Source organism: Vreelandella arcis, assembly GCF_900103865.1.
In the GTDB taxonomy this organism is placed as follows: domain Bacteria; phylum Pseudomonadota; class Gammaproteobacteria; order Pseudomonadales; family Halomonadaceae; genus Vreelandella; species Vreelandella arcis.
Window position 1 is genome coordinate 22,572 of record NZ_FNII01000008.1, and the last position, 25,290, is coordinate 47,861.

The 25,290-nt window shown below is 56.2% G+C and carries 27 protein-coding genes; 16 read left to right on the forward strand and 11 right to left on the reverse strand.

What is annotated here, in order from left to right; genetic code table 11:
* The first annotated feature begins 32 nt into the window (after positions 1-32).
* The 9 genes from BLR97_RS10850 to BLR97_RS10890 all read left to right on the forward strand — a co-directional run bounded on the left by BLR97_RS10850 (position 33) and on the right by BLR97_RS10890 (position 5,859).
* On the forward strand, positions 33-590 hold the full coding sequence (locus tag BLR97_RS10850) for a carboxymuconolactone decarboxylase family protein (RefSeq protein ID WP_089706258.1): 558 nt from the start codon (positions 33-35) through the stop codon (positions 588-590).
* A gap of 60 nt (positions 591-650) precedes the next feature.
* Positions 651-959, forward strand: coding sequence for an EthD family reductase (locus tag BLR97_RS10855; RefSeq protein ID WP_089706263.1), 309 nt, complete (start codon positions 651-653; stop codon positions 957-959).
* Between the two features lie 55 nt (positions 960-1,014).
* Positions 1,015-1,581, forward strand: coding sequence for a sigma-70 family RNA polymerase sigma factor (locus BLR97_RS10860; protein WP_089706265.1), 567 nt, complete (start codon positions 1,015-1,017; stop codon positions 1,579-1,581).
* A gap of 158 nt (positions 1,582-1,739) precedes the next feature.
* Entirely contained in the window at positions 1,740-2,171 is a 432-nt protein-coding gene (locus BLR97_RS10865) for a DoxX family protein (RefSeq protein WP_089706268.1), read from the forward strand.
* Positions 2,172-2,213: 42 nt separating this feature from the next.
* Positions 2,214-2,432, forward strand: a complete 219-nt coding sequence (locus BLR97_RS10870; protein WP_089706271.1) for a hypothetical protein — start codon at positions 2,214-2,216, stop codon at positions 2,430-2,432.
* Positions 2,433-2,495: 63 nt separating this feature from the next.
* Positions 2,496-2,708 (forward strand): zf-HC2 domain-containing protein, encoded by a 213-nt coding sequence (locus tag BLR97_RS10875; RefSeq protein WP_089706275.1) that lies wholly within the window; start codon positions 2,496-2,498, stop codon positions 2,706-2,708.
* 10 nt (positions 2,709-2,718) lie between these two features.
* Positions 2,719-3,375, forward strand: coding sequence for a DUF3047 domain-containing protein (locus BLR97_RS10880; protein ID WP_244511288.1), 657 nt, complete (start codon positions 2,719-2,721; stop codon positions 3,373-3,375).
* 109 nt (positions 3,376-3,484) lie between these two features.
* Complete coding sequence (locus BLR97_RS10885) at positions 3,485-4,753, forward strand: methyl-accepting chemotaxis protein (RefSeq protein WP_089706281.1); 1,269 nt, start codon at positions 3,485-3,487, stop codon at positions 4,751-4,753.
* Between the two features lie 71 nt (positions 4,754-4,824).
* A complete protein-coding gene (locus BLR97_RS10890; RefSeq protein ID WP_089706284.1) occupies positions 4,825-5,859 on the forward strand; it encodes a sodium:calcium antiporter in 1,035 nt (344 codons plus the stop codon).
* Between the two features lie 146 nt (positions 5,860-6,005).
* Here BLR97_RS10890 and BLR97_RS10895 read toward each other — a convergent pair whose 3' ends face one another.
* Positions 6,006-6,656, reverse strand: coding sequence for a peroxiredoxin (locus tag BLR97_RS10895; RefSeq protein WP_089706286.1), 651 nt, complete (start codon positions 6,654-6,656; stop codon positions 6,006-6,008).
* Positions 6,657-6,824: 168 nt separating this feature from the next.
* A complete protein-coding gene (locus BLR97_RS10900) occupies positions 6,825-7,877 on the reverse strand; it encodes a CNNM domain-containing protein (RefSeq protein WP_089706289.1) in 1,053 nt (350 codons plus the stop codon).
* Positions 7,878-8,084: 207 nt separating this feature from the next.
* On the opposite strand from BLR97_RS10900, the gene BLR97_RS10905 reads away from it, so the two are divergent.
* A complete protein-coding gene (locus BLR97_RS10905; RefSeq protein ID WP_089706291.1) occupies positions 8,085-10,055 on the forward strand; it encodes a sensor domain-containing diguanylate cyclase in 1,971 nt (656 codons plus the stop codon).
* Positions 10,056-10,135: 80 nt separating this feature from the next.
* Here BLR97_RS10905 and BLR97_RS10910 read toward each other — a convergent pair whose 3' ends face one another.
* From BLR97_RS10910 to BLR97_RS10930, 5 genes are all read right to left on the reverse strand, one after another.
* A complete protein-coding gene (locus BLR97_RS10910; RefSeq protein ID WP_089706294.1) occupies positions 10,136-10,603 on the reverse strand; it encodes an S-ribosylhomocysteine lyase in 468 nt (155 codons plus the stop codon).
* Between the two features lie 54 nt (positions 10,604-10,657).
* Positions 10,658-11,005, reverse strand: a complete 348-nt coding sequence (locus BLR97_RS10915; RefSeq protein WP_089706297.1) for a putative quinol monooxygenase — start codon at positions 11,003-11,005, stop codon at positions 10,658-10,660.
* A gap of 61 nt (positions 11,006-11,066) precedes the next feature.
* Positions 11,067-11,744, reverse strand: a complete 678-nt coding sequence (locus BLR97_RS10920; RefSeq protein WP_089706300.1) for a haloacid dehalogenase type II — start codon at positions 11,742-11,744, stop codon at positions 11,067-11,069.
* A 109-nt stretch (positions 11,745-11,853) separates the two neighbouring features.
* Positions 11,854-13,287, reverse strand: coding sequence for an aspartate aminotransferase family protein (locus BLR97_RS10925; RefSeq protein ID WP_089706303.1), 1,434 nt, complete (start codon positions 13,285-13,287; stop codon positions 11,854-11,856).
* An 84-nt stretch (positions 13,288-13,371) separates the two neighbouring features.
* Positions 13,372-14,868, reverse strand: coding sequence for an NAD-dependent succinate-semialdehyde dehydrogenase (locus tag BLR97_RS10930; protein WP_089706306.1), 1,497 nt, complete (start codon positions 14,866-14,868; stop codon positions 13,372-13,374).
* Positions 14,869-15,230: 362 nt separating this feature from the next.
* Between BLR97_RS10930 and BLR97_RS10935 the strand changes: the two genes are divergently transcribed.
* Positions 15,231-16,457 carry a GGDEF domain-containing protein gene (locus BLR97_RS10935; RefSeq protein ID WP_089706309.1) on the forward strand — a complete coding sequence of 409 codons (1,227 nt, stop codon included), beginning with the start codon at positions 15,231-15,233 and terminating at the stop codon, positions 16,455-16,457.
* A 5-nt stretch (positions 16,458-16,462) separates the two neighbouring features.
* On the opposite strand, the gene BLR97_RS10940 is transcribed toward BLR97_RS10935, so the two are convergent.
* The 3 genes from BLR97_RS10940 to doeA are packed head-to-tail and all read right to left on the reverse strand — an operon-like array spanning position 16,463 to position 19,186.
* A complete protein-coding gene (locus tag BLR97_RS10940; RefSeq protein WP_089706313.1) occupies positions 16,463-16,933 on the reverse strand; it encodes an Lrp/AsnC family transcriptional regulator in 471 nt (156 codons plus the stop codon).
* An 8-nt stretch (positions 16,934-16,941) separates the two neighbouring features.
* Positions 16,942-17,973 carry a N(2)-acetyl-L-2,4-diaminobutanoate deacetylase DoeB gene (doeB, locus tag BLR97_RS10945; protein ID WP_089706316.1) on the reverse strand — a complete coding sequence of 344 codons (1,032 nt, stop codon included), beginning with the start codon at positions 17,971-17,973 and terminating at the stop codon, positions 16,942-16,944.
* Between the two features lie 13 nt (positions 17,974-17,986).
* On the reverse strand, positions 17,987-19,186 hold the full coding sequence (doeA, locus tag BLR97_RS10950) for an ectoine hydrolase DoeA (RefSeq protein WP_089706319.1): 1,200 nt from the start codon (positions 19,184-19,186) through the stop codon (positions 17,987-17,989).
* A 263-nt stretch (positions 19,187-19,449) separates the two neighbouring features.
* Here doeA and BLR97_RS10955 point away from each other — a divergent pair, with 263 nt between their 5' ends.
* From BLR97_RS10955 to BLR97_RS10975, 5 genes are all read left to right on the forward strand, one after another.
* Positions 19,450-20,385: a 2-hydroxyacid dehydrogenase gene (locus tag BLR97_RS10955; RefSeq protein ID WP_089706322.1), complete on the forward strand. Its 936-nt coding sequence runs from the start codon at positions 19,450-19,452 to the stop codon at positions 20,383-20,385.
* Positions 20,386-20,465: 80 nt separating this feature from the next.
* Positions 20,466-21,032, forward strand: a complete 567-nt coding sequence (locus tag BLR97_RS10960) for a nicotinamidase (protein ID WP_089706325.1) — start codon at positions 20,466-20,468, stop codon at positions 21,030-21,032.
* Positions 21,029-22,378, forward strand: coding sequence for a nicotinate phosphoribosyltransferase (locus BLR97_RS10965; protein ID WP_089706327.1), 1,350 nt, complete (start codon positions 21,029-21,031; stop codon positions 22,376-22,378). The genes BLR97_RS10960 and BLR97_RS10965 overlap by 4 nt, the downstream gene beginning before the upstream one ends.
* 79 nt (positions 22,379-22,457) lie before the next feature.
* A complete protein-coding gene (locus BLR97_RS10970; RefSeq protein WP_244511289.1) occupies positions 22,458-23,171 on the forward strand; it encodes a hypothetical protein in 714 nt (237 codons plus the stop codon).
* Positions 23,172-24,104 (forward strand): LysO family transporter, encoded by a 933-nt coding sequence (locus tag BLR97_RS10975; RefSeq protein WP_089706330.1) that lies wholly within the window; start codon positions 23,172-23,174, stop codon positions 24,102-24,104.
* Between the two features lie 148 nt (positions 24,105-24,252).
* On the opposite strand, the gene BLR97_RS10980 is transcribed toward BLR97_RS10975, so the two are convergent.
* A complete protein-coding gene (locus tag BLR97_RS10980; protein WP_089706333.1) occupies positions 24,253-25,266 on the reverse strand; it encodes an asparaginase domain-containing protein in 1,014 nt (337 codons plus the stop codon).
* Positions 25,267-25,290: the final 24 nt, after the last annotated feature.

Consider the following 25,290-nt stretch of genomic DNA (forward strand, 5'->3'; position numbering starts at 1 on the left):
CAACCGTTTTTTATCGATTCAAGGAGAGTGAAATGGCCGATTTTCCATTACACAACGCAGACAGCGCACCTGAAGCCGCACAAGCAAACCTGAAAGCCGCAGAAAAGAAAATGGGCTTCCTGCCGAATCTTTTTGCCAAGATGGCCGAAGCGCCGACGCTTCTCGAAGCGTATATGACGCTTGATGGCATTTATGCCAAGACCAGCCTGAGCCCGGTGGAACAGCAGGCGGCCCTGCTGGCCATCAGCGCTGATAACCGCTGTGCGTTTTGCGTCGCTGCCCATACCGGTGGCATCAAACAAGCCGGTGCCGACGACGAGATCGTCAAGGATCTGCGCGACCGCAAGACGCCCAACGATGCCAAACTGGCCGCCGTTACGCGTTTTGCACGTCACTTGAATGCTCAGCGTGGCTGGGCCGAGCAGCCGGAGCTAGACGCCTTTATTGAAGCGGGCTTCACCCATCAGCAGGTGCTTGAGCTGGTCATTGCCTGTGCGCTGAAAACGCTCTCGAACTACACCAACCACATTGCCGGCACACCGCTCAACGAAGAGCTCAAGCCGCTTGCGTGGGAAGCACCCGCGTCATAAACCGCGTTGACTTGTGGTCGCGAATGCGGCCACAAGCCTATTTTATAGCTGGAGAAATTGATGATTGACGTCATGGTTGCCTACCCGAACACCGACACGCTGTCTTTTGACGATGACTACTATCTGGAAAAACACGCGCCGCTAGTAAGTTCACTGCTTGAAGAGCGCGGTTTGCGCTATCTTCGTGTCCACCGCCAGATCGACCCCAAGGCGCCCTATCACCTTGTGGCGCATCTGGGATTTGACTCGGCGCAACGCTTTGAAACAGCGTTTGCAGAGGTCGGTGATCAGTTGCTGGCCGACATCGCCAACTTCACCAACGTGGAGCCGGTTCTACAGGCTAACGACGTTATCGATACACCGGTCTAGACTGGCGTATAAGATTGGCCATTTCTGCCATCAGATCTTGTCGTTGAGGACTAACGTGACAACCGCCACGCACTCACCCGATGAACATATTGCGGCGCTGCGACCGAAGCTAGTCGCCTTTGCTCGCCTACAGCTACGCGATAATGCTGCGGCAGAGGATACCGTGCAGGACACGCTGGTCACCGCACTGGAAAAGCACGACACCTTTGCGGGGCGCTCCGCGTTCGAGACCTGGGTCTTCGGCATACTCAAAAACAAGATGCTCGAAAGACTCCGCCAGCAAGGTCGTTACGTGGCGTGGCAAAGCGACGACCAGAGCGACGAAGACGCGCTGGACAGCCTGTTTCAGGACAATGGGCGATGGCAGGCGTCGACTCGACCCAAGCCCTGGGGCGATCCCGATCAAGTGCTCGAAAACAAAGCCTTCTGGAAAGTGCTGGATACCTGCCTGATTGCACTACCTGACAATACCGCCCGCGTGTTCACGATGCGTGAACTGATGGGGCTTTCAACGCCGGAGATCTGTGACGTCCTCGAGATCACCGAGGCCAACTGCTGGGTCATCCTGCACCGCGCGCGGCTGAAGCTGCGCCACTGTATCGAGAAAGGCTGGTTAGCCTAACGTTTTCCTCCCCCCTCAAAAATATTCGATCCGCTGTAAAGTTTTATGCCTCTCCACCACTAAGACCTGTAAAGCACGGGTTGATAGCTTTTGAAGGCCAGTAGCTAACAATATCTAAAAGGCCAATAAGACTTGGCATTGGGGGAGGAAACAATCAAATGCAAAACGACACTACCACACGCTCCTTAGAGGCATCTGGAATAGAACGCCATGCGCACTGGCTGTTGCGCCTGGGCCTTGCAAGTGTCTTTCTTTACATGGGGATCGACAAATTCATGGGCTCAGGGGTCGCCGCGTTTTCGACCATGATGAACCTACCGGTCTTTCTTGGCATTCTTGTGGCCTTAGGTGAGATTGGAACCGGTTTGCTTGTCGTCCTGGGTGGGCTGATGAAGAGTCGCTTGGGCGATGTTATTACTCGCCTGGGAGCGCTTGGCATGGTGCCCATCCTGCTCGGCGCAATCTTCATGGTGCACTGGGGACAATGGCACTTTATGTCCACCGATTCACACCCCTTGGGAGGCATGATGTTTCAGGTGATGCTGGCGATGGTGGCCATTTATTTGCTAGCCAAAGGTAATAGCGCTTAACAACTTAACCTAATAAACCTATGCCCTTGCGAAGGAGGCTTTATGTCGGACGATAAACGACAAACGTTACTGGATAGCCTGACCAAAGGGTTCGCCTATGCAGTCCCCGTTCTGGCCCTGGTCGCCGGTGGCTCAGCGCTACATGCCGTCTACTCTGACGTCACCACGGAAACAGGCTACTACATGATGGCTGAAGCCGAAGGTGAGGCCGAAGGCGAAGCTGAAGGCGAAGCTGAAGGTGAAGCTGAAGCCGCCTCATAACGAGTAAGCTCACCGCCCCTATACACTTTTATTTTGCTAGTTTTGCTAGCTGAGGAGTTAGCTATGCTGATGTGCCGTGAAGCGACGCGCCTGATGTCGTTAAAACAGGATAGATCGCTGACACTACGCGAGAGAGCAGCACTACGTTTCCATCTGTCCATGTGCGGCGCCTGTCGGGCTTGTGCACGTCAGTTTGACCTTCTGCACACCATCGGTGAACACCATCCCGCGGCGTTACAAACACCGCACACGCCCGACGATGACCGTACGCATTAGGAGTAACGCTATGCGCCCATTACAGCACGCGGTGGTGATCGCAGGTCTGGTACTGGTTAGCGACGCGGCCATGGCCGATATCCGCCTGACGCCCAACCAGATCATGACCTGGCCCACCCGCAACTTTGACGGCGAGAGTCGCTACGCCATCGTCGAAAAAGACGGGACGCAGGTACTCGAAGCCCAGTCCCAGGGGCAGGCGTCTGCCCGCTATCTGGAGCGCGAGATCAACCTTGACGAAACACCCTACCTTCACTGGTGCTGGCAGGTCAGCACCACCTATCCCGGGCTGGACGAAACCACCAAGGCGGGCGACGACTACCCTGCCCGCGTCTATGTGGCTCGCAAAACGGGGCTGCTGCCCTGGCAGGTACAATCTGTCAACTACGTATGGTCGTCCACGCAAGACGCCGGAAGCACCTGGATCAATGCATTTACCGACCGTGCCGAACTGATGGCCCTGCAAGGCGGCACCTCAAAGGTGGGCGAATGGGTCGCTGAAGTACGCGACGTGCGCGCCGACTTTGCCACCTTGTTTGGCGACACGGTGACCACCATCGACGGCGTGGCCTTGATGAGCGACGGCGATAACTCAGGCAGTCATGCCACCGCTTGGTTCTCCAAACTGGGATTCTCAGATAACAACACACCCCCAAGCTGCCCTTAACGGATCGACGGCTCCCATTGGCCGTATAGCTTTTGTACAAAAATTTGATTTATTTGTACAAACAGCTAATATCTCGCCAATGACAATTAAAGTAGTGGAGCTTCACGCCATGTTTTTAACCGCTCAAAAATCACCGCTTCGCCAGGCCCTGATGCAACACACGGCCTGTATCGAATTCACACCAACGGGCATCATCAAAACCGCTAGCGAGCGCTTTCTAGAGGCCATGGGCTATCGACTATCGGAAATCGAGGGGCAGCATCATCGCGTATTTTGCGACAGCGACGAGGCCTACTCACCCGAATATGCGGCGTTCTGGGACGCACTTGCCCGGGGTGAAAGCTTTCAAGGCAAGTTTAAGCGCATGAACGCCGATGGTATGGAAGTATGGCTTGAGGCGAGTTACTTTCCCATTTGCAACCGCCGTGGCCGGGTAACCAGCGTGTTTAAGGTCGCTAACGACATCACCCAGGCCCATCAGGAAGCCGAACGTAAAGATGCGGTGCTACAGGCGCTTAATAGTTCGATGGCCGTCATTGAGTTCACCCCAACGGGCGAAATCATTAATGCCAATGCCAATTTCGAAAAGACCATGGGCTATCGCAACGAACAGTTGGTCGGCACGCATCACCAACAGTTTTGCCATCCGTCGTTTTATCAGCAGCATCCGCACTTTTGGGAAGAGTTGGCCAGAGGTGAATTAAAGCAAGGCAAGTTTGAGCGACTAGACGCGGATGGCCGCAGCGTTTGGTTAGAGGCCACCTACAATCCCATTGCCGATACCGAGGGTCAGGTCTACAAGGTCGTCAAGTTTGCCACCGACATCACCCCCGCCGTACGGGAGTCCAATGCGGCGAAGGAAGCGGTGTTGGCGGCCCAGTCGACCTCTTCGCAAACCGAGCAAATTGCGCAGAATGGGCTATCCCATTTACAGCACGTGCTGGACGACGCCCAACAATCGGCCCAGGCGCTGAAAGAAGCCCAGCAATTAGTTGAATCGCTTAACGAACAGGCAAAAAGCATCAACATGATAACCGATGCCATCGCCAAGATTGCCAATCAAACCAACCTGCTGTCGCTGAATGCCGCCGTCGAGGCAGCACGCGCCGGCGAGCAAGGGCGCGGCTTCGCTGTCGTCGCCAACGAAGTCCGACAACTGGCCAAAGGATCAAACGATGCCGTGGGCGAGATCACGCGAGTGCTAAAGGAAAATAGTGATCTGGTAAACCGTACCACTCAGACCATGAAGCAGGTGATTGACCGTAGCCAGTCCAGCCAGGCAAGCGTCAGCGAAATTGAAACGATCGTGAATGAAATACTGACCGGCTCGCGTAATGTCTCGACATCCATCGACCAGTTAGCGCTTGAATCCGCTTGATCATCAACGCTTATTGAGTAAATCTCTGATTTAATAGGAATGAGACCGATGTTCTAGCAGCAGGGTGCCCGATGATTCCATCACTTAACAATATGTCGCTATCGTTAGCCCTGGTGTTGTTTGGCCTTTGTACCGTCATTATTGGTCTCATCGGCACTCGACTGGCCCGAGTTGTCGATGACCTTGCTGACCGCACCGGCTTGGGAGAAGCTATAGCGGGCGCCGTGTTACTCGGCATGGCAACCTCGCTGTCAGGGATTGTCGTTTCTGTGTCGTCTGCCTGGACCGACAAACCCGAGCTGGCAATGAGTAACGCTCTAGGCGGCATTGCCATTCAGACGCTATTTCTGACCATTGCCGATATGGCACACCGACGCGCCAACTTAGAGCACGCCGCTGCTTCGCTGGGAAACTTAATTCAGGCAACGCTGCTGTTATGTCTGCTGAGTTTATTGCTGGTAGGACACTTTGCGCCAGCGTGGACCGTTTGGCATGTGCATCCCATAACCCCGCTGCTATTTATTGCTTACTTGTTCGGCTTAAAGTTGGTTAAAAACGCCCAACAGCACCCTATGTGGAGCCCCGCACGCACCCGCGAAACACGCGAGGACGTACCGGAAGACAACACGGGCAAACTATCTTTAATGCGGCTATGGCTGGGATTTGTAGGGCTCGCTATTGTTATTGGCGTCACAGGCTGGTTACTCGAACGAAGCGCTAGCATCATTGCGGCTGAAACGGGCCTTAGCCATGCAGCTGTGGGCGTACTACTTACTGCTGTGGTGACATCGCTACCCGAGCTGGTAACAACGGTCGCTGCGGTTCGGCGGGGTGCGTTAACGCTTGCCGTGGCCGGCATTATTGGCGGTAATGCGTTTGATACCTTGTTTGCTGGCGCTGCAGATGTGGCTTATCGAGGCGGCTCTATTTATCACGCCATACCCAGCCATGTTTTGTTATGGGTGGCGATATCAGCGTTAATGACTGGCGTCTTGATGCTGGGCTTGTTGCAACGTCAAGAGCAGGGGCCAGGACGTATTGGCTTTGAAAGCACGGTCATCATCGGCCTCTACCTGGCGGGAATAGTCATGCTAATGATGGCCTAGCCACTTGGCAGTGTTTCAACCTCGATGGCGCCATTAACCTCAGCACTAGAGGCTACGCGCTAAAAAAAGCCAGCACCGAGGCGCTGGCTTTGTTGATCAAACGATGTGTCTTACGGTAACCGTTGCGTCTCTACACTAAAGCTTTTTTAGCGCAGCGGCGTCTTGCGCAGATAGGGTAAGACCGTTTCGTATTCACCGTACTTTTGCTTGGCGTCTTCATCAGAAACGCTTGGCGGAATGATGACGTCTTGCCCGACGGTCCAGTCAGCCGGTGTTGCCACGCCGTGCTGAGTGGTCGCTTGAAGGGCGTCCAGCGCACGCAGGATTTCGGCGAAATTACGACCGACGGTCATGGGATAGGTCATGGACAGCTTGAGCTGCTTGTCCGGGCCGATGATAAACACCGAGCGAACCGTGGCGCTGTCGGCAGGAGTCCGGCCGTCCGGCAGGTAGGCATCTTCGGGCAGCATGTCGTACAGCTTGGACACCTTGAGCCCGTCGTCGGCGATGATCGGAAAGTCAACGTCGCTGCCGCTGACGGTTTTGATATCGTCGCCCCAGCGCTTGTGGTCTTCGACACCGTCTACCGACACACCAATCACCTTGGTGCCGCGCTTCTTCCACTCATCGCTTAGCGTCGCCACGGCGCCAAACTCAGTCGTGCAGACCGGGGTGAAATCTTTCGGGTGAGAAAACAGGATCGCCCAGCTATCGCCGATCCAATCATGGAAGCGGATCGTGCCGTGGCTGGTTTCAGCCTCGAAATCGGGAACCACTGCATTGATACGTAATGACATGTTTTCCTCCTGTGGGTCAAAATACCCTAATGCCTTATGCGTCTTTCAGACCCTTCACTATAGAACATAAAGTGCTAAGCAAGCCAATCCCAAACCGGCTAACCGCCATAAAAAAATGCCCACCGCCGAACATAGCGTGGGCAACGGTTCGCTGGGTCGATAAATTGACTAGGCGCTGTCGGGCCCCGCCGGTTTTGGATCACCTTTATTTTCACGCTTGACCCGCTTGAGCCACACTTGTTTGGCGTAGCTGCGCAGGTTATCGACGTTGTCGGTTTCGTCGACAATGTCCTGCCCCAGAATCGTTTCGATGATGTCTTCCAGGGTAATCAGGCCCACAAAGGTACCGTGCTCATCGTAAATTACCCGCATGTGCAGTCGGTCATGCAGCATTGAAGCGAATACCTGTTCTACATTGTGCGATACATCCACGCTGGCGATGGGGTACATCATCTCCTTCATGGTTTTGTGCTCGTCCGCGTGGTACATATCGGCTTTGTGCACGTAACCAAAGGCCTGTTCACCGTTGTCCATTACCGGAAAGCGGGAAAATGGCGTCTTACTGTACGCTTCTTCAAACTCCGCCACCGTCAGATGCGGCAGCACCGTCAGGCAGACGGTACGCGGGGTCATCGCCTTGCCCACTTTAATATCGTGCAGATTAAGCATATTAACGATGGTGCGGGTTTCATCGGCATCCAGCACTTTTTCTTCCAACCCCACTCGCGCCAAGACCTTGATTTCATCGCGCAGATCAACGTCGTGCTCTGACTTACCCAGGCGGCGGGTAATTTGCTCAGACATCCAGATAAACGGCAGCAGAATGATGATCATCGGTTTGAGAAAACGCGGCAACAACGGCGACAAGCCACGCCAGTATGTCGCACCAATCGTTTTGGGAATAATCTCAGAGAGAATCAGGATCAGCATGGTCATCACCGCCGACACAATGCCGATAGACGATTCACCAAACACCACCGCCGCCTGCGCACCTACCGCCGTTGCCCCGACCGTATGCGCAATGGTGTTGAGGGTTAAAATCGCTGCCAGCGGGCGGTCAACGTTGTCTTTTAACTGGGCCAATGAAGCGTGAAGTCTAGGTTTCTCTTCCTTCTGCTTGGCAATATAGCTGGGCGTGATAGACAGCAGCGCCGCCTCGAGAACAGAGCACAAAAATGAAAGTGCAATAGAAACCGTGGCGATGATAATAAGAAGAAACATGAGAACCTGAGGTAATGGATGGTCAGGGGTTTATAGGGACATGGTATGTCAAAGTCAATGGGCATTAGTCTGGTTAACACAGGATCAGTCGACGCTGCGTTAGCTCAACCTTTAAACGGGAGTTGACGCGTATTTTGCGGCGTTCTTTAACTCTCTATACTATTGGCAGTATTTATCCCCCAACTGGCCACCCCATCACAGGAAAACATGCGATCGATCTTGCCGCGCCTCTACCTTCGCTTGTTATTGGCCGTAATTCTACCGTTAATCTTAGTGACATCCACCTTATGGCCTGTGCTGTATGTGCACATGGAGACGCGCCTGGACGGCGTTCGGAGTGAGGCAAATGCCGTTTTGAGAGTCGGCGAAGACGCCTTGACCCGAGATATCAATGAAACGCTTAACTACGCGCTCGCCATTGCGGAAATGCCCGCCCTCCAGCAGCAGCTAGCCGCTCAACAGCCCCCTTTTGAAGATAGTTTTTCACCTGACGATTCATCACGACTGGCGACTTTTTTAAGCACGTTAATGAATCACTCACCGCGCTATACCAAGCTCGTACTCATCGATAACGAGGGTAACGAGGTATTACGCGCGTCTCAGGGCATCGGGGCCGACCCTCGCTTTGAAACCCTCAACCACGCCCATACGGATTATTTCAAGGGATCCAGCCAGTTACGCTCCCGTGAGTTGTACATATCACCGCCCGGACGCAATTTGCAGTACGAACTGTTTAGTGGCGAGGTGGTTCCTGTCGTCAACGTCACCACCCCTGTGATCGACACTGACGGCAAGCGTCAAGGCATCGTGTTGCTTAGCCTTAATTGGCCACACCTTACTCGTGCTTTGCATCAGTCAATGCAGGTCGACCCAGAAGCCAAGGTGTTATTGGTCGATGCCCAAGGGCGATGGTTGCTAACCCAAAGCACTCAGCAGTTTCCGGATATAGGCTTCGGTGGTGATTTCACTAAGGAGGCCCCTGAAGCATGGCAATTGCTCAGCCGCCAAGACGAGGGCTACGTTAGCCTGGACGACCACTTACTCCGCTTTCAATCACCCGATATTCGTACCCAATTATACAGTGGCTTGGCGGGGCATATATTCAGCGCCGATGAAACGCTCCCATGGATGCTAGGAGTAAGCTTTCCCACACCGAGCTGGTATTCGTTGTTAAAGGAAGAAACCACCGTGCTGTGGTTTTTGATACTTATCTATGCAATAGCCGCTGCCTTTGGTGTGTTTTGGGCGTTCACCAATCACCAGCAGCGTAAGCTACGCAAGAATACTCAACAGCAGGCCGCCGAAGTGCGAAGCCTGTATGAGAACGCCCCCTGCGGATACCATTCGTTAGACGAAGACGGCACCGTCATCAAAATGAATCAGACCGAGCTGGATTGGTTGGGCTATAACGCTGAGGAGGTAATAGGCCGTCTTCAATACCGGGAGGTTATTTCGCACGATACGCGTGACGCCTTCGATGCAGCCTTTGCTAACGTCAAAAAAGGTCAGAAAGACGAGGCAGAATGCACACTGCTGACTCACCGTGGCCATGCCCGTCATGTGGTGATTCAAGCGTCAGGTTATCGGCACAACGGCCGCTTTATCTACTCCCGAGCGTCCGTATTTGACCTCACCGAGCGAAAACAACTCGAAGAACAACTCCGCGCCCAGGCGATGACCGACCCGCTAACCGGCGTTTTCAACCGACGCTATTTGCAGTCACAGGCAGCGATTGAAATGTCGCGCGGGCTCAGGCACAGCACACCGCTCTCGTTAATTGCCATTGATATCGACCATTTCAAGCGTATTAATGATGAGTACGGTCACGATACTGGGGATGAAGTGCTAAAACGCTTTACCCACGTCATGAAGGGGCTACTACGCCAGGAAGACCTGCTATGCCGAGTAGGCGGCGAAGAGTTTGCCATTCTGCTGCCCAACACCGCGATTCCCCAGGCGCAGCACATAGCCGAGCGCATACGGGCCACCGTGGAGCACACACAAGTGTCCATTGACCACGAAACCGCTGGCCAAACCCTGCGCATCACTGCCTCGTTCGGGGTGACCCATATCTTGCCTCATGAAACCACGTTAAAGGCCGCGCTCAAGCGCGCCGACACGGGCCTTTACGAAGCCAAAGAGGCTGGACGCAATCGCATTGTGGTCAAAGATAATTGACGACGTCTCAAGCGCCAGAAACACCAACGCCTCCCAATGGGAGGCGTTGTCAAACGTGCCTAGTTAGCGCTGAGCGCTAATCAGGCAAACACTTCTGTCCACTCATTGCGCTTAGCCAGCAGGGCTTTGGCGAGCTCCTGAGCGCCCTCTAGGCTGTGACTCGCCGCCCAGCCACACTGCATTTCGTTGCAGGCGGGGACTTCGGTGGCATTGACGACGTCATTCAGGGTTTTCTCAAGGATATCGAGCACGGCGTCGTAATCGTCGTGGTTGATCATCGCGATATAGAAACCTGTTTGGCAGCCCATCGGGCTGATGTCGACCACTTTATCCGTGTGGTTACGCGACATCTCGGCCATCAAGTGCTCAAGCGAGTGTAGCGCCGGCATATCCATGTGGCCTTTGTTCGGCTGGCAAATGCGCAAATCGTATTTATGAATCCGGTCGCCATTCTGGCCTTCTTTAATATCGGCCAAACGGACGTAAGGGGCTTTTACCTTGGTGTGATCCAGGTTAAAGCTCTCGACGTTCATCTTTTGCTCGGTCATCTTGGCTCCTTTCCGCTGTACGTATCTGACTTGGCCCTATTGTACACCTTTGAATTACACCTTGGGCGCGTCGAAATTCCAGGGTTCATCGGTGTAGACACAGACGTTGGCGTCTTCGATATCGCCATCGGGCGCTTCAACGTGCTGGGCAAAGAAGTCTTGAATCTCTTTGCGCTGGCAGTGGGCTTCAAACTCTTCGCGACTCGCCCAGATTTCATGAAAAACAATCGGGTAACTGGTGCCTTGGGCGAAGGGGTTATCGATTTGCCGCGTCACGGTGTAATGAATACACGCATCTTCACGATGAGCATTCGGCTCTAGTGACTGAAGCGCTTTAAAGACGGCTTCGTCTTTACCCGGTTTGGGCTTAAAGCTAGCGACGCAATAGATTTTTTCTGACATGTTTATATCCTAAGTCGTTATGCGTGGCCCATTATGCGGCCTGTGTGGCCGGGTTCACAACCTAGCGAATGATGCGCTCGGCCAGTGCTTCCAAATCAGTAACCGTCATGTCGGGCTCGCCTCCCCAGGGGTCAAAGGGGGCATCAGAACTGCGCCGTACCCAGGCGCTTCGTAACCCCGCGTGGGTGGCACCAATCACATCGAAGGGGTTGCTGGAAATCAGCCAGGTTTGCTCGGGGCGGGTTTCCAGACGCGTACGTAAAAACGCATAAACCGACGGGTCGGGTTTGAAGCGTTTTATATCGTCAACGCTGACCACGTCGTCCATGTGCTGATCGACCCCCGCGCGCTTCAGCAAGCCGGAGACCGCATCGGCGGTGCCGTTGGAAAACGCCACGCAGCGCATTCCCGCATCACGCAGTTGATCAAGCGCAGGCACTACATCGGCAAAAGCGGGAAGCTCGGCATACACGGCCATCAGGTGATCCTGGTCGTTATCCGAAAGCCCTGTCTGTAGGGCCCGGTCGGTGAATACCAGGGCTTCCCGGGTGCACTGCGAGAATGGCACATAGGCACCCATCAGGCCGTGGCGAAAACTGTACTCCAGCTGCTTATCGCGCCAACGGCGGGCAAATTCAGCGGCTTTATCCGGCTCGGTCAAGCGTCGCTCAAGCTCGACCTTGACCCCTTGGGTATCAATCAGCGTGCCATACACATCAAACGCCAGTACGGGCTGCATGGAAACTCCTCGGATTTATGGAACGTGGGGCCTATTAAGCATAGTCGAGGCGTTGAAAAACAAAAACGCCGCTGCACAGGCAGCGGCGTTAATCCGGAAAGGGCTCGCTTCACACCGTGAACGCGGCTTCTTTCTCGCCGGTTTTCAGGTCGCCCGCCCGCACCAGTTCGTCGGTGACTCGGTCGATGGCACGCTTGGCACGACCAATCATGTCGTCGATTTCGCCACGATTGATGGTCAGCGGCGGCGCAAAGCCAAGGATATCGCCCTGCGGCATGGCTCGGGCGATGAGGTTCTCTTCCATGGCCGCGGCGGCCACACGAGGACCGACCTTGAGCGCCGGGTCGAAGTGCAGGCGCTGCTTGGCATCCGGCGAGAACTCGAGCGCCGCCATCAGGCCAACGCCGCGCACGTCGCCCAGCAGTGGGTGGCCTTCAAAGGTGGCCTTGAGCTGCTGCTGGAAGTAGCCGCCGGTTTCCGCCGCGTTACCCACCAGGTTTTCCCGCTCGATGATATCCAGGTTGGCAAGCCCGGCCGCACAGCCCAGAGCGTGGCCGGAGTAGGTCCAGCCGTGACCGATGGGGCCGTATTCGCCGGTGCCCTGCTCGAGCACCTGCCAGACTTTCTCGCCAACGATGACGCCGGATAGCGGCTGATAGGCGCTGGTGAGGCCTTTGGCGATGGTGATCAGGTCAGGCTTCATGTGGTAGTGGTGGCTACCAAAATCGGAGCCGGTACGGCCAAAGCCACAGACCACTTCGTCGGCGATCAACAGCACATCGTACTTGGCCAACACCGCCTGAATCGCCGCCCAGTAGCCTTCCGGCGGCGGTACGATGCCGCCGGTACCGAGTACCGGCTCGCCGATAAAGGCCGCCACGGTATCCGGACCTTCTTCCAGGATCATCGCTTCCAGCTTGTCGGCGCAGAAAGCAGAAAACTCAAGCTCGCTCATACCGTGCTGCTCGGCCGCCCGTAGGTAATAGTGCGGCGCTTCGGTATGCCGAATGGTGTCGATGGGCAGATCGAAATGGTCGTGAAAGGCTTTCAGACCGGTCAGCGATCCCGACGCAATGCCGGAGCCGTGATAGCCGCGCATCCGCGAGATAACCTTTTTCTTCTGCGGGCGGCCCAGCACATTGTTGTAGTAACGCACAATCTTGAGCTGGGTTTCGTTGGCATCCGACCCTGACATGCCGTAGTACACTTTGGACATGTTCATGCCGGCGATTTTCAGAATGCGCTCGGAAAGCTCGATCTGCGGCTCGTTCGAGTGGCCCACATATGTATGGTAGTAAGAGAGTTCCAGGGCCTGCTTGTAGATCGCCTCGGCCACTTCGGTGCGGCCATAGCCGATGTTGACGCAGTAAAGCCCGGCAAAGCCATCGATAAACTCGCGGCCGTCCTTGTCCACGATATTGATGCCTTGGCCACCGGTAATCACCCGACCTGGTGCATCGCCATGGGCGAAGTCACGCAGGTGGGTAGAGGCGTGGAAGGTGACGTTACGATCACGTTCGATCAGATCCTGATGCAAGCTCATGGCGTTCTCTCTAAACGGTAAACCTCCCCGCATCGCGGGGAGGGTATTTATAATGGTGGCTTACGGCTGGGTAGCAAAGTGCCGTTAGCTGCCAGAAACAGACCCCAGCGCGCCGAGGCAGTAATACTTCGTTTCCAGGTATTCATCGATACCCGTGGCACCGCCTTCACGGCCGAGGCCGGACTGTTTCACGCCGCCGAAGGGCACTGGCGGGCCGGTCATTTTCACCGAATTGACGCTGACCATGCCGTATTCCAGGGCGCGCATCAGCTTCCAGATACGCCGAATATCGTGGGTGTAAATATACGCCGCCAGACCGTATTCGGTGTCGTTGGCCATTTCGATCACTTCATCGTCGCTGGAATACTTGGTGATCCCGGCAACCGGCGCGAAGTTTTCCTCCCGCCATACTTTCATGTTCGCGGTGACGTTAGTGAGCAGCACCGGCATGAAGAAGTTCTCGCCGGGCGCCTGGCTCTGGTCGCCTGCAATCATGGTGGCGCCTTTTGACACCGCGTCGTCGACGATCGAGGCGGCTTTATCGACCGCCTGGCGGTGAATCAGCGGACCCAAATCGACTTCACTCTCCAGCCCGTTACCCACGGTCAGGGCAGACATACGCTCGGCAAACTGCTCGACGAATTCATCGTGGATGGATTCGTGCACCAGAATACGGTTAGCCGCCAGACAATCCTGACCTGCGGTCTGGAACTTGGCCGCCACCGCCGCATAGGCGGCTTCCTTGGGATCCATATCCGGGCCCACGATAAACGGCGCGTTGCCGCCCAACTCCAATGCGAGCCGCTTGACGGTATTGGCGCTCTGCTCGATCAGGATGCGCCCGACACGGGTGGAGCCGGTGAACGACAGCGCGCGGATACGCGGCTCGGAACACAGGATCTTGGATACCTCGGGCGGATCGCCCAGCACGACGTTGAAGATGCCTTCCGGAATACCGGCCCGCTCGGCCAGCTCCGCCAGCGCCAGCGCTGAGAACGGCGTTTCGTTGGCTGGCTTGATGATCACCGGGCAGCCGGCCGCCAGTGCCGCTGCGGCTTTACGGGTAATCATCGCCAGTGGAAAGTTCCACGGCGTGATCATTGCCGAAATACCCACCGGCTCCTTGAGAGTGCCAAGCGAGGCATTGGGGATCGGGCTCGGGATGGTGTCGCCGTAGGTACGCTTGCCTTCTTCGGCGAACCAACGCACGAAGCTGGCACCGTATTGCACCTCACCGCGGGAATCGGGCAACGGCTTGCCCTGCTCCAGCGTCATAATGGTGGCAAGGTCTTCGCGGTTGGCTTGAATCAGGTCGTACCACGCCAACAATTTCTCGCAGCGCTCATCGGCACGCAGCGCCCGCCACTGTACAAAAGCTTCTTCGGCAGCATCCACAGCGGCGGTAATCTGATTAGCTTCCAACAGCGGGATATGACCAATGGCTTCGTTGGTCGCCGGGTCGTAGACCGCTTCTTCACGGCCACCTTCGCCATGGGTCCATTTGCCATTCACATAGGCGTACTGGCGGAACAGGCGCGGATCTTCCAGGCGTTTAGCAAGCGTCGTCGATAGTGTGGTCATAGGCACCTCCCCGGGTTGCACGCCTTGGCAGGCGACAACCGATTGAACATTGAAAAGGACGGCTGAGCCGTCGTGTTTCGATGTGTCTAGCCTAGAGGAGATAGCGCACGAAGTGTTTTTGAATGGCGGACACTTTACGTCGACTTTTTTGGCGACTCCCACTTAAAATGTGATTTTTTTTGGCAGTCAGCGCGCATGAATCATGTGGTGGCACCTTGGACGTCCCTGAGGAAGGCGCAATTTTACTCCCTGCCAGACGAGGATTATCAGCTAAACTAGCGTATTATCAATACTAATTTTAACATGCCAACTACTCAGCCTACCCTCTGATAGTTAGGCCGGGTCTGCTGAGAGACACCAACGTGTACCGACTCACACCCTACTACCGGCAGCTTTCACAACCCGCTGGCGACAGCACGGTTCGCCAACAGTACGACCTCGACCGCCACGACGAGCGCCTGCGCTCGCTCAAACGTGTTTGCGCATGGCTGGCGCTGTTTTATTTCACCTACACGCTGGTGGATATTTATCTGCTGCCCGAAGCGGCCTGGCGCTCGATCGTGTTGCGCTTTGGTCTGGTCGGCCCGCCTACCCTACTGCTCTTTGCGTATTTCAAACGCCCGGTCTCGATTCGTCGCAAGGAACTGGCCGCCGTCTGCCAAGGCTGTCTGGGCACGCTGGTCTGGTGCATGATTCTCATCAGTGCCAATACGCCCGATGTTTTGAATTATTACTACGCGGGGCTGGTATTTATTTTGGTGTTGACCATCGTGGCAACCCCTCCCTTCGAGCAGAGCTTATATGGCACGCTATTTGTATTTGCTACGCTTTACATCACGATCTGGTTCTTGCCGGAGGTGACGCTTCATTACATCCTTTTGCATCTTTCGGTGGGTATACCGATACTGGTACTTTCACTGATGGCCAATTACCGTTTTTCTGCCGAGTCGCTCAGGCTTTATCTGGAAAAAAACAGCGTGGATGCGCTTCGCCAGGAACTCGCCAAGCGTAATACCGAACTGGAAAGAATCTCCTACATTGACCCGCTGACAGGGCTTGCCAACCGCAGAGTCCTCGCCCGCCACGCTGACGAACTCCATAAAAAAATAGAACCCAATCAAATTATTACGATTATCATTGCCGATGTAGACCATTTTAAAGCCTTCAATGACTACTACGGTCATGCCGAGGGAGACAGTTGCTTACGCGCCGTGGCCAAGGCGATTAGCGCTGCCTGCGACAAGGAGGATGTCGTGTGCCGCTTTGGCGGTGAAGAATTCCTGGTGTTGCGATCAGAACACAGCCCGCAGATGGACAGCGCTATCGATACAGCGGAGAACATCCGCCAGGCGGTCGCCGATCTGGCGATTCCCCACCAGGCTGCTCAGGAGGGCAAGGTCACCTTGAGCATAGGCGTATGCACCGGCCCACTCGACCCAGGAGTGGGACTCAACAGCTTGATCAATGCGGCTGACGTTGCCCTCTATGCGGCCAAACGCGAGGGACGCAACCGAGTGCGCTACGGCAACCCTTCTGATGCTGCTCTCGCCTTGCTTGCTCCCCAAAGCCCTGTCACGCCAACTATTTAGCGCTGCTAAACATCGATATCGATGCCGATGGGCTCGCGCTTGACGGTTTTGGTCACGATATAGGTGAAATAGCGCTCGATACCCGCGTCGGACACCAGCCACTTGTCCATCAGGCGCTGGTAGCTGTCGATGGTGCGAGCTTCAAACTTGACCAGGTAGTCCACACCGCCGCCCACCGCCACGCACTCAGTGACTTCCGGCGTTTGCATCACCAGCGCTTCAAAGCGCGTAAAGCTGTCAGCATTGTGCTGTTTGAGCTCAATTTGCACCCAAACAGGATTGCGCGGCACCAACACCTCGGTATTGATGCGCGCGCTATAACCCTGAATAATCCCGGCATTCTCCAGGCGTTTTACCCGCTCCCAACAAGGGCTGACCGAGAGGTTGATCGCTTCGGCCAGCTTCGACTTGGTAATCCGCCCATCGCGGGAGAGAATATCGAGAATTTTCAGATCGTATCGGTCAAGTTTCATCACGGCAGGGGTTACGCCTCCAGACGCTCAACCACATCGGCAATCACCGCGAGGGTGTCGCCCATATTGATTAACGACGGCGCGCGGCGGGCCATCAGAATGCCGTCGCGCTCCGCTTTGTAAGCAACCGGCTCAGTACCGCTGCGGGTCATGTCGTAGACAAAGGCAATGGTTTGGCCTTTTGTCACTTCATCACCCAACGCCACCAGTAACTCGAGCACGCCGGAATGCTGGCTTTGCACGTAGCAGCTGGCATCGGGCATATCCAGATACACCTGCCCGCCAGCGGGCATGTCCACCTTGCCTTCCACCAAACCGTAATGGATTAAGAAGTTACGCACGCCGCGCTCGGCAATCGCGATACTCTGGGGCGTAGAAGTGCCGCCACCGCCAAGCTCGGTGGCCACAAACACTTTGCCCTGGCGCTCGCAGGCGGTGTCGAACAGTTTTTCGGCGTCCAGTTCAAACATCACCATAGCGTAGGGTGCGCCGAAGGCTTTGGCACCTTCCAGGGCGGACTGCTGCTGCGCTTTATTGTCCAGTACGTGGGACGCGCCAAACGGCAGGATATCCAGCGTACGGCCGCCCGAGTGCAGGTCGAGCACCACATCGCTCATCGGCACCAGCACGCGGGTAAAGTAGTCGGCAATTTGCGGCGTAACGCTGCCGTTGGGGTCGCCGGGAAAGCTGCGGTTCAGGTTGCCTTTATCCATCGGCGAAGTGCGCTTGCCTGCCATGACCGCCGGAGTGTTCATACACGGCACGATAATCACCCGCCCGGTGACGTCTTCAGCCTTGAGCGTTGAAGACAGCTTGAGCAGCGAGGTGATGCCCTCGTACTCGTCGCCGTGGTTGCCGCCGGTGAGCAACGCCGTGGGGCCATCACCGTTCTTAACCACGGTGATAGGAATCATCACCGCGCCCCAAGCAGACTCGTCGGTGGAGATCGGCAGTTTCAAAAAGCCGTGTTGTACGCCATCGGCGTCGAAATCCACGGTGGCAGAGATGGGGCTAGGCCGCAGGTCGCGAGAGGTTGTCGTCATCAGGTGTTCCTTTTTACTTAACAAACAGCTGGCGCGGGAAATTGGCCAACGTTTCGCAGCCGTCTTCGGTGATCAAGATGCTTTCGGTGATTTCCAAGCCCCAGTCTTCCACCCATAGGCCTGGCATAAAGTGAAACGTCATGCCGGGTTGCAGGATGGTTTCATCCGAAGGGCGCAGACTCATGGTGCGCTCGCCCCAGTCGGGCGGATAGGAAATACCGATGGGGTAACCACAACGCGCACCGCCACGGTCAAAGCCATATTTGTCCATCGCCGCCCCCAGTGCCATGGCAATATCCGCCGTGCGATTGCCGGGCTTGGCCACCGCCAAACCGTTATCGATGCCCTCGAGGAGCGCCGACTCCGCGCGGATAAAATCCATCGGCGGCTTGCCCAGAAACACGGTACGCGACATAGGCGCATGATAGCGCTTAAACACGCCGGCAATCTCAAAAAAGGTGCCTTCGCCTTCCCGAAACGGCGTGTCGTCCCAGGTCAGGTGAGGAGCCGCCGCGTCTTTGCCGGTAGGCAGCATAGGGACAATGGCGGGATAGTCGCCGCCAAACACTTTGCCGTTTTCGTCCACAAAGCCTTCAATTCCGACACGATAAATCTCCGACACCAGCTTGCTTTTGGGTAAGCCTGGCTCGATGACTTCCAGAATCCGCGTGTGCATGCCTTCGACGATTTTCGCGGCCGTGCGCATGTAGCTGATTTCCTGCGGCGACTTGATCGCTCGGCACCAGTTAACCAGCGCGTTGGCATCCATAAAACGTGCGTGAGGCAGCTCGCGCAGTAAGCTTTGGTAGGCCTTGGCGGAAAAGTAATAGTTATCCATTTCCATGCCCACTACGCCAAGGTGCCAGCCACGGTCGGGCATAATCGACTGGGCCAGGTATTCCATCGGGTGCATATCCGGATTCTGTACATAGTAGTCCGGATAATAGGTAATGTTGTCAGGGTGGATCCAGCAAGTGCGCAGCGCGCCGTTGGCATCCATACGCCGCCCGAACCATACGGGTTCACCTTCGAGGCCCACCAGTACGCACTGATGCACATAAAACGACCAGCCGTCGTAACCGGTCAGCCACGCCATGTTAGAGGGGTCACTGACGATCAATACGTCAATGCCGCGACCGGCCATTTCAGCACGCACCTTCCAGAGGCGGTTTGCATACTCTTCACGAGTGAAAGGCAGGGACACCTGATTCATCGGGCAACTCGCCATTAAAGATCACTAAGAACCAGCGCTTTTCAAGTCAAGCTGCTGGGACGCAGGATCGACCTGGCCACCGCCACAGTAGGCCCGCCAATGTCGTCTTGAGCCGATACTAGCACCCACCCTTGGTTGCCGGTCAAAGTCTTTATTGCAAAATCTGTATGCAGCATCATTATTTACGCTTAACGAGTCTGCTGCGGCGTTCATCGCTTACCATGATAGCCTGCCAAGAGGGCGCGTTAGCCCAAGGAGATCCCATGAAGATTGTCGTACACATTGACGAGGCCACACAGTGGCAACAAGCATTGGCGAAAGCCTTTCCCAAGGCCCGCGTAATCACCAGCGATGCACCTGCCGAAGAACGCCAAAACGCCGACTACCTAGCGGTGTGGAAAGCACCGGCGCATCTGCTTGAGGAGCAAACCCAGCTCAAAGGCATTGTTAACCTAGGCGCAGGGGTGGATTACCTGCTGAAAACGCCGGGATTGCCAAGCGATGTACCGATTGTCAAATTGCGCGATGCGGGTATGGGCGAGCTGATGGCAGATTACGTGCTTTACGGCGTACTGCATTTCTACCGTAGTATGGATCGCTATACCGTCCAGCAGCAGAGCGCCACCTGGCAACCCCAGAGCGTGGTGGAAAAATCCCAGTGGCCGGTGGGCGTTTTAGGCTTAGGCGCCATTGGACGCTTTGTGGCAAGTGAGCTTAGCCAAGCCGGCTTTCCGGTGCTGGGCTGGAGCCGGTCGGCCAAGCAGTTAGATGGTGTGCACTGTTTTAACGGGGAAGAGGGTCTCCGCGAGCTTCTTGGGCAAATTCAAACAGTGGTGACAATTCTACCTGACACGCCAGCCACTCGGCATGTGCTTAACGCCCAGCGGCTCGCACAACTACCCGAAGGCGCCAGCATCATTAACCCTGGCCGGGGCAGCTTGATTGATCAATCGGCACTGCTCGAGGCGCTGGGCAACGAACAGCGGCCAGGACATATACGCGGTGCATTGCTAGACGTGTTTGAAGAAGAACCGCTATCCGCCGACCACCCGCTGTGGCACCATCCCAGGGTGTTCATCACGCCGCACATGGCAGCCCCCACACCGCTAAATGACGCTATCGACCAAGTTGTGGCCTATTTGCAGGCTTTTGAAGCGGGCGAAGCCGTCACCACCATTGACCCAAAGGCAGGCTATTAAGCGCTGCAACGTCACGTTTGGCAGCTTGTCTATATGGACAATTGGTTATTAACTCTTTGGAAACGAAGGAGAAACGCATTATGACGTCCTCCCTCCATTATCAACGCCAAGACGCGCTGCTGGTGGTCGACATGCAGAACGACTTCTGTGAAGGCGGCTCGCTTGCGATTAACGGTGGCAATGCCTTGGTGCCCGGTATCAACGCCGAAATCGCCGCTGCGCTCGACGCTGGTGCTCTCGTCGTGGCTTCCCGCGACTGGCATCCGGTGGATCATATCAGTTTCGACCACCGGGGCGGCCCGTGGCCGACTCACTGTGTGCAGGATACGCCAGGGGCCGAGTTTCATCCCGACCTCAATTTGCCCGACGAAGTCATTCGCGTCAGCAAAGCCACGGCGTTTAATGCGGATGCCTACTCAGCATTCGACGGCACGGGGCTAGGCGACTACCTGCGCGAAAAAGGCATTAAGCGCGTGGTAGTCTGCGGTTTGGCGCTGGATGTTTGCGTCCACGCTACCGTGCTGGCCGCCTGCCGCGAAGGCTTCACCACCCTACTGTTAGAAACATTATCCGCCGCTGCCGACCCTGATGCCATCGAGCGTTGCCGCCATGACATGCAGGATGCCGGGGCGGAGGTACATGCATGAAGGAACCGTTGACGCTGAGCGTGGCTGATGACGAGCTAGCACTACTCACCGACCTATACCAGTTGACCATGACCCAGGCCTACTGGAAAGAGGGGATGCACGACACGCCCGCTACGTTCAGCCTGTTTTTCCGCCAACTCCCCCCATCGCGGCGATTTATCCTCGCCTGCGGCCAGCAGCACGCGGCAGCCACGCTTAGCCAACTGCACTTTAACGATAGCGCGATTGAAAAGCTGGCCTCGACCGGGCGGTTTGATGACGACTTCCTCAACTGGTTATCGAACTGGCGTTTTTCAGGTGATATCTGGACGGTGCCCGAAGGCACCCCTGTCTTCCCTCATCAGCCGCTGCTTGAAGTAGACGCACCGATTGCCGAAGCGCAGCTGCTCGAGAGTCTCATCATGAACCTTGTGCAGTTGGAAACCGTCCTCGCCTCGAAAGCCGTGCGCATGGCGTGGGCCGCCGGCGACCGCCCGGTGGTGGATTTTGGCATGCGCCGGGTGCACGGTATTGATGCGGCGGTGCGTGGGGTACGCGCCTACAAAACGGCCGGTCTTAGCGGTACCAGCAACGTGCTCGGCGGGCTGCGCCATGGCCTGGCGCTCAATGGCACCATGGCGCATAGCTATATCCTTGCCCACGACGATGAATTATCAGCCTTCCGGGCGTTTGCTCGCCACTATCCCAACACCACGCTGCTCGTTGACACATACGACACCCTGCAAGGGGTCAAAAACGTCATTGAAATACTCAGCGATTCGCCAAGCTTGAGCGTTAGCTCGATTCGCCTCGATTCGGGCGATTTAGGCAGCCTCGCCAAACGCGCGCGTACGCTGCTGGACGACGCGGGTTATTCCGCAATCAAAATTATTGCCAGCAGTGGACTGGATGAAGTTAGCATTGCCGACCTGATCGCCCAAGGCGCGCCGATCGACGCCTTTGGCGTCGGCACCCAAATGGGCGTCTCGGCAGATGCCCCGGTGATCGATATGTCCTATAAACTGGTCGAATACGCGGGTGAGCCGCGCATTAAACACTCCCCTGGCAAAACCAATCTGCCTGGGCGTAAACAAATTTATCGTCGCCGGGATACCCAAGGTCAGTACTTGGGCGATACCATTGCCCAACGCGATGAAACAGGAATCGACGGCGAAGCGCTATTGGTGCCGACGGTTACTCGCGGGGCCATCAACCGCGACGTGATGGACGATGCCGAGCACGCCCGCACTCGTGTAGCCGAGGCCCTACCCTGCTTTCCTGGCACGGTGACCTCGCTGGCGGATGGCGAAAGCGATTACCCAGTGGAACTGAGTGACGCCCTGGCACATCTATCATCCAAGGTGTAAGCACGACATACGGCCCAGGCACTCTACCAGGACTCTGTAGAGTAATGCCTTGGGCTACCGCTCGTCAGGGAGACTCATTATGCGATATGTCCGATGGCAACCATTTCAAACTTTGTGCCGACTGGCTGGTGCAGCGATGCTCTGCCTTACCGGCCTGATGGTCACCAACGCCGCAGCGTCCACCCCGGCGCTCACCGCGCCGCAGCCCTTTGAAGCCCAGTATCGCCTAAGCGTCAGCGGTTGGCCAAGCGCGACCATTACCCACCACCTAAGTCGCGAAAACAACCATTGGCGCAGCGACATGCGTTTTTCGATTGCGGTGGTAAGCGGTGAAGAACGCAGCCGCTTCAGCATTGCTGATGACACCACCCGCGCGCTGCTTTATAACAGCAGCTACTCGCTTTTTGGCATTGGCAACCGCTATCAGCTCGAGGAAGGCGACCTCTCAACCCTTGACCGGCAAACCGCCCTGTTCGATCTTTCCCGCCGTGCGGGTAACGAAAACTGTACCGAGATAGCGCCCTGTGAAGTCCGCTTTCTCGACCATGAAGGCGAGGAAGAACACTATCAATACTATTTGGATAGCCAAGCACCCATCAACGTCCCCGCCGGTGAGTTCGAGGCACTAAATATCGTCATGCTCAATGCCGACAAACAACACCGCGAGCTTCACTTAAGCTTCCATCCTGACTGGCCTGGACTGTTACTTTCGGCGCAATACTATAAAAACGGCGAACGTGAAACGCAGGTGGCCTTAACCCAATTCAACCCAAACGGGGGCACTCCGCCGTAAATGCTCTACGGATTATTGATTGTTCTTCTCCCGCTGCTGCTGGGTTACCTGGTTCGCGTTCCCTCGTCACGATGGCAGCAACGCATCAACCACGCCGTTAACAGCGCCGTTTACGCCATTCTGCTGCTCATGGGCATTAGCCTTGCCGGGCTTGAAAACCTCTCAAGCCAGCTTTCCAAACTAGGCGGCAACGCCTTGCTGCTGTTTAGCATTACCACGCTGTTTAACTTAGCGGCACTGTGGTGGCTATCTCGCCGCGTAGCATTAAAGGCAGGCGACTCGCCGGTGGTCAAAGACGCCCCGACCAGCAAGCTCGCCGCGATGCAAGGATCGCTGCTCTTAGTCGTTGTCGTCGCTGTGGGTATCTTGTTGGGCTTGTTAGCCGGCCCACGCCTGGGGGAAGGTCTGTTCACAGCAGCAGATTTATTAGCCGAATGGGCGCTGTATTGTCTGTTGGCGCTGATCGGCTGTCAGTTGCGTAACTCCGGCATGCCGCTCAAGCAGATCCTGCTCAACCGATTGGGGCTTGCTATTGCGATTACACTAGCGCTTAGCTCGCTGCTGGCGGGCTTAGCTGCCGCCCCCCTCCTTTCGCTGAGCTGGAACGAAGGCTTGGCCATGGCGTCAGGCTTTGGCTGGTATTCGCTCTCGGCCATTCTGATCGGCGACCAGTTGGGCCCGCTGATGGGTGGCGTGGCGTTTTTCAACGACCTTACCCGGGAGCTGCTAGCGTTTATCCTGATACCACTGGTCATCCACCGCCATACCGCGCTGGCGATTGGCTACGGCGGCGCCACTTCCATGGATTTCACTCTGCCCGTGATTCAGCAACACGGCGGCATCGCCTGCGTGCCCATCGCCGTGGTCAGCGGGTTTATTCTCTCGCTGCTTTCCCCGCCGCTGATTCTGTTCTTTCTCTCGTTGTCGGGTTAGCCAACCTGTGGCGTCAGATAATTGACATGGCTACGGTGGTCAGCGTCTGGCATTAGAACAATTGCATGCCGTCTACATGTGTGGAGGTTAGATAAGCGCCTTGCAGATATGGCAGTGAGGATCGGTGCAGGCTATCAGGTGGCGTTTTTCACGTTCTACACTCTCCCCTTACCGCACTCTTCAGTGCTTGTCGCAGAGCCCCACCCTCTAACCCACGGCCGATCAATACGGTGAGCTTAGCGATAGCGGCTTCCAGCGTGATGTCGCCGCCCGCGATAACACCGGCCTTATTGAGCGCGGCTCCGGTGGCGTAAGCGCCCTGCACCACCTCGCCCTGGGCACACTGCGTCACGTTGAGCAGCGCCACGCCCCGCTCGTTGGCAGCCGTCAAGGCGCTTAGCAGCTCGCCTTCAAAGCTGGGTGGGTTGCCTACGCCGTAGCTGTAAAGCACCAGACCCTTTAATGTATCATCGGCTAGCAGCGCCTTGGCACGACGCAGCGACATCCCCGGGTACAGCGGCAGCACCGCTACCGCCTCGTCGTCTACTTCAATCGGCGCGAAGTTGGGTATACCGCTTAGCAACGCCGAGGGCTGGGGGAAGTTTATACCAATGCCAATCTCGGCAAGCCAGGGGAGGTTGGGTGAGTCGAAGGCATCTAAGCCTTGAGTTCGCACCTTGCACGCGCGATTACCGCGCAGCAACCGGTCGTGAAATACCAGACTTACTTCGCAAGGTGTCGCAGGGTGAGCCGCAAGCTGAAGCGCGCTGATTACATTATTCAGCGCGTCGCTTCTTGGCTCACCCAGTGGAATTTGGGAGCCGGTGAAGATCACCGGCTTGTTCAGCGCACCGAGCATAAACGAAAGCGCGGCGGCGCTGTACGCCATGGTATCGGTGCCGTGGAGCACTACAAACGCATCGTAGTGCTGCCAATGGCTTTCCAGCAGTGCTACCAGACGGTTCCAGGACGCTGGCATTAGCTCGGCGCTATCAATCAGCGGCTGCATTTCAATCACATCAAACGCTGGCAGCCGGTAAGGATCGCCCAGCGCCAAGTGCGCCGCCAGGCGTTCGGCCAGCCCCGCGCAGGGCACATAGCCTTGTGTCGATGGCTGCATACCAATCGTCCCGCCGGTATAGAGCATCAGTACGCGGGGCATGGGCGCTCCTTTCCTTATCACGAC

What these genes read in the sequence shown, in the direction of transcription:
- BLR97_RS10955 (WP_089706322.1), top strand. Translation starts at nt 19,450, where the DNA reads ATGAAGATTGTCGTACACATTGACGAGGCCACACAGTGGCAACAAGCA.
- BLR97_RS10905 (WP_089706291.1), top strand. Translation starts at nt 8,085, where the DNA reads ATGCGATCGATCTTGCCGCGCCTCTACCTTCGCTTGTTATTGGCCGTA.
- BLR97_RS10960 (WP_089706325.1), top strand. Translation starts at nt 20,466, where the DNA reads ATGACGTCCTCCCTCCATTATCAACGCCAAGACGCGCTGCTGGTGGTC.
- BLR97_RS10865 (WP_089706268.1), top strand. Translation starts at nt 1,740, where the DNA reads ATGCAAAACGACACTACCACACGCTCCTTAGAGGCATCTGGAATAGAA.
- BLR97_RS10890 (WP_089706284.1), top strand. Translation starts at nt 4,825, where the DNA reads ATGATTCCATCACTTAACAATATGTCGCTATCGTTAGCCCTGGTGTTG.
- BLR97_RS10870 (WP_089706271.1), top strand. Translation starts at nt 2,214, where the DNA reads ATGTCGGACGATAAACGACAAACGTTACTGGATAGCCTGACCAAAGGG.
- BLR97_RS10925 (WP_089706303.1), bottom strand. Translation starts at nt 13,287, where the DNA reads ATGAGCTTGCATCAGGATCTGATCGAACGTGATCGTAACGTCACCTTC.
- BLR97_RS10885 (WP_089706281.1), top strand. Translation starts at nt 3,485, where the DNA reads ATGTTTTTAACCGCTCAAAAATCACCGCTTCGCCAGGCCCTGATGCAA.
- BLR97_RS10920 (WP_089706300.1), bottom strand. Translation starts at nt 11,744, where the DNA reads ATGCAGCCCGTACTGGCGTTTGATGTGTATGGCACGCTGATTGATACC.
- BLR97_RS10850 (WP_089706258.1), top strand. Translation starts at nt 33, where the DNA reads ATGGCCGATTTTCCATTACACAACGCAGACAGCGCACCTGAAGCCGCA.
- BLR97_RS10970 (WP_244511289.1), top strand. Translation starts at nt 22,458, where the DNA reads ATGCGATATGTCCGATGGCAACCATTTCAAACTTTGTGCCGACTGGCT.
- BLR97_RS10880 (WP_244511288.1), top strand. Translation starts at nt 2,719, where the DNA reads ATGCGCCCATTACAGCACGCGGTGGTGATCGCAGGTCTGGTACTGGTT.
- BLR97_RS10965 (WP_089706327.1), top strand. Translation starts at nt 21,029, where the DNA reads ATGAAGGAACCGTTGACGCTGAGCGTGGCTGATGACGAGCTAGCACTA.
- BLR97_RS10900 (WP_089706289.1), bottom strand. Translation starts at nt 7,877, where the DNA reads ATGTTTCTTCTTATTATCATCGCCACGGTTTCTATTGCACTTTCATTT.
- BLR97_RS10930 (WP_089706306.1), bottom strand. Translation starts at nt 14,868, where the DNA reads ATGACCACACTATCGACGACGCTTGCTAAACGCCTGGAAGATCCGCGC.
- BLR97_RS10855 (WP_089706263.1), top strand. Translation starts at nt 651, where the DNA reads ATGATTGACGTCATGGTTGCCTACCCGAACACCGACACGCTGTCTTTT.
- BLR97_RS10975 (WP_089706330.1), top strand. Translation starts at nt 23,172, where the DNA reads ATGCTCTACGGATTATTGATTGTTCTTCTCCCGCTGCTGCTGGGTTAC.
- doeA (WP_089706319.1), bottom strand. Translation starts at nt 19,186, where the DNA reads ATGAATCAGGTGTCCCTGCCTTTCACTCGTGAAGAGTATGCAAACCGC.
- BLR97_RS10875 (WP_089706275.1), top strand. Translation starts at nt 2,496, where the DNA reads ATGCTGATGTGCCGTGAAGCGACGCGCCTGATGTCGTTAAAACAGGAT.
- BLR97_RS10980 (WP_089706333.1), bottom strand. Translation starts at nt 25,266, where the DNA reads ATGCCCCGCGTACTGATGCTCTATACCGGCGGGACGATTGGTATGCAG.
- doeB (WP_089706316.1), bottom strand. Translation starts at nt 17,973, where the DNA reads ATGACGACAACCTCTCGCGACCTGCGGCCTAGCCCCATCTCTGCCACC.
- BLR97_RS10910 (WP_089706294.1), bottom strand. Translation starts at nt 10,603, where the DNA reads ATGACCGAGCAAAAGATGAACGTCGAGAGCTTTAACCTGGATCACACC.
- BLR97_RS10915 (WP_089706297.1), bottom strand. Translation starts at nt 11,005, where the DNA reads ATGTCAGAAAAAATCTATTGCGTCGCTAGCTTTAAGCCCAAACCGGGT.
- BLR97_RS10895 (WP_089706286.1), bottom strand. Translation starts at nt 6,656, where the DNA reads ATGTCATTACGTATCAATGCAGTGGTTCCCGATTTCGAGGCTGAAACC.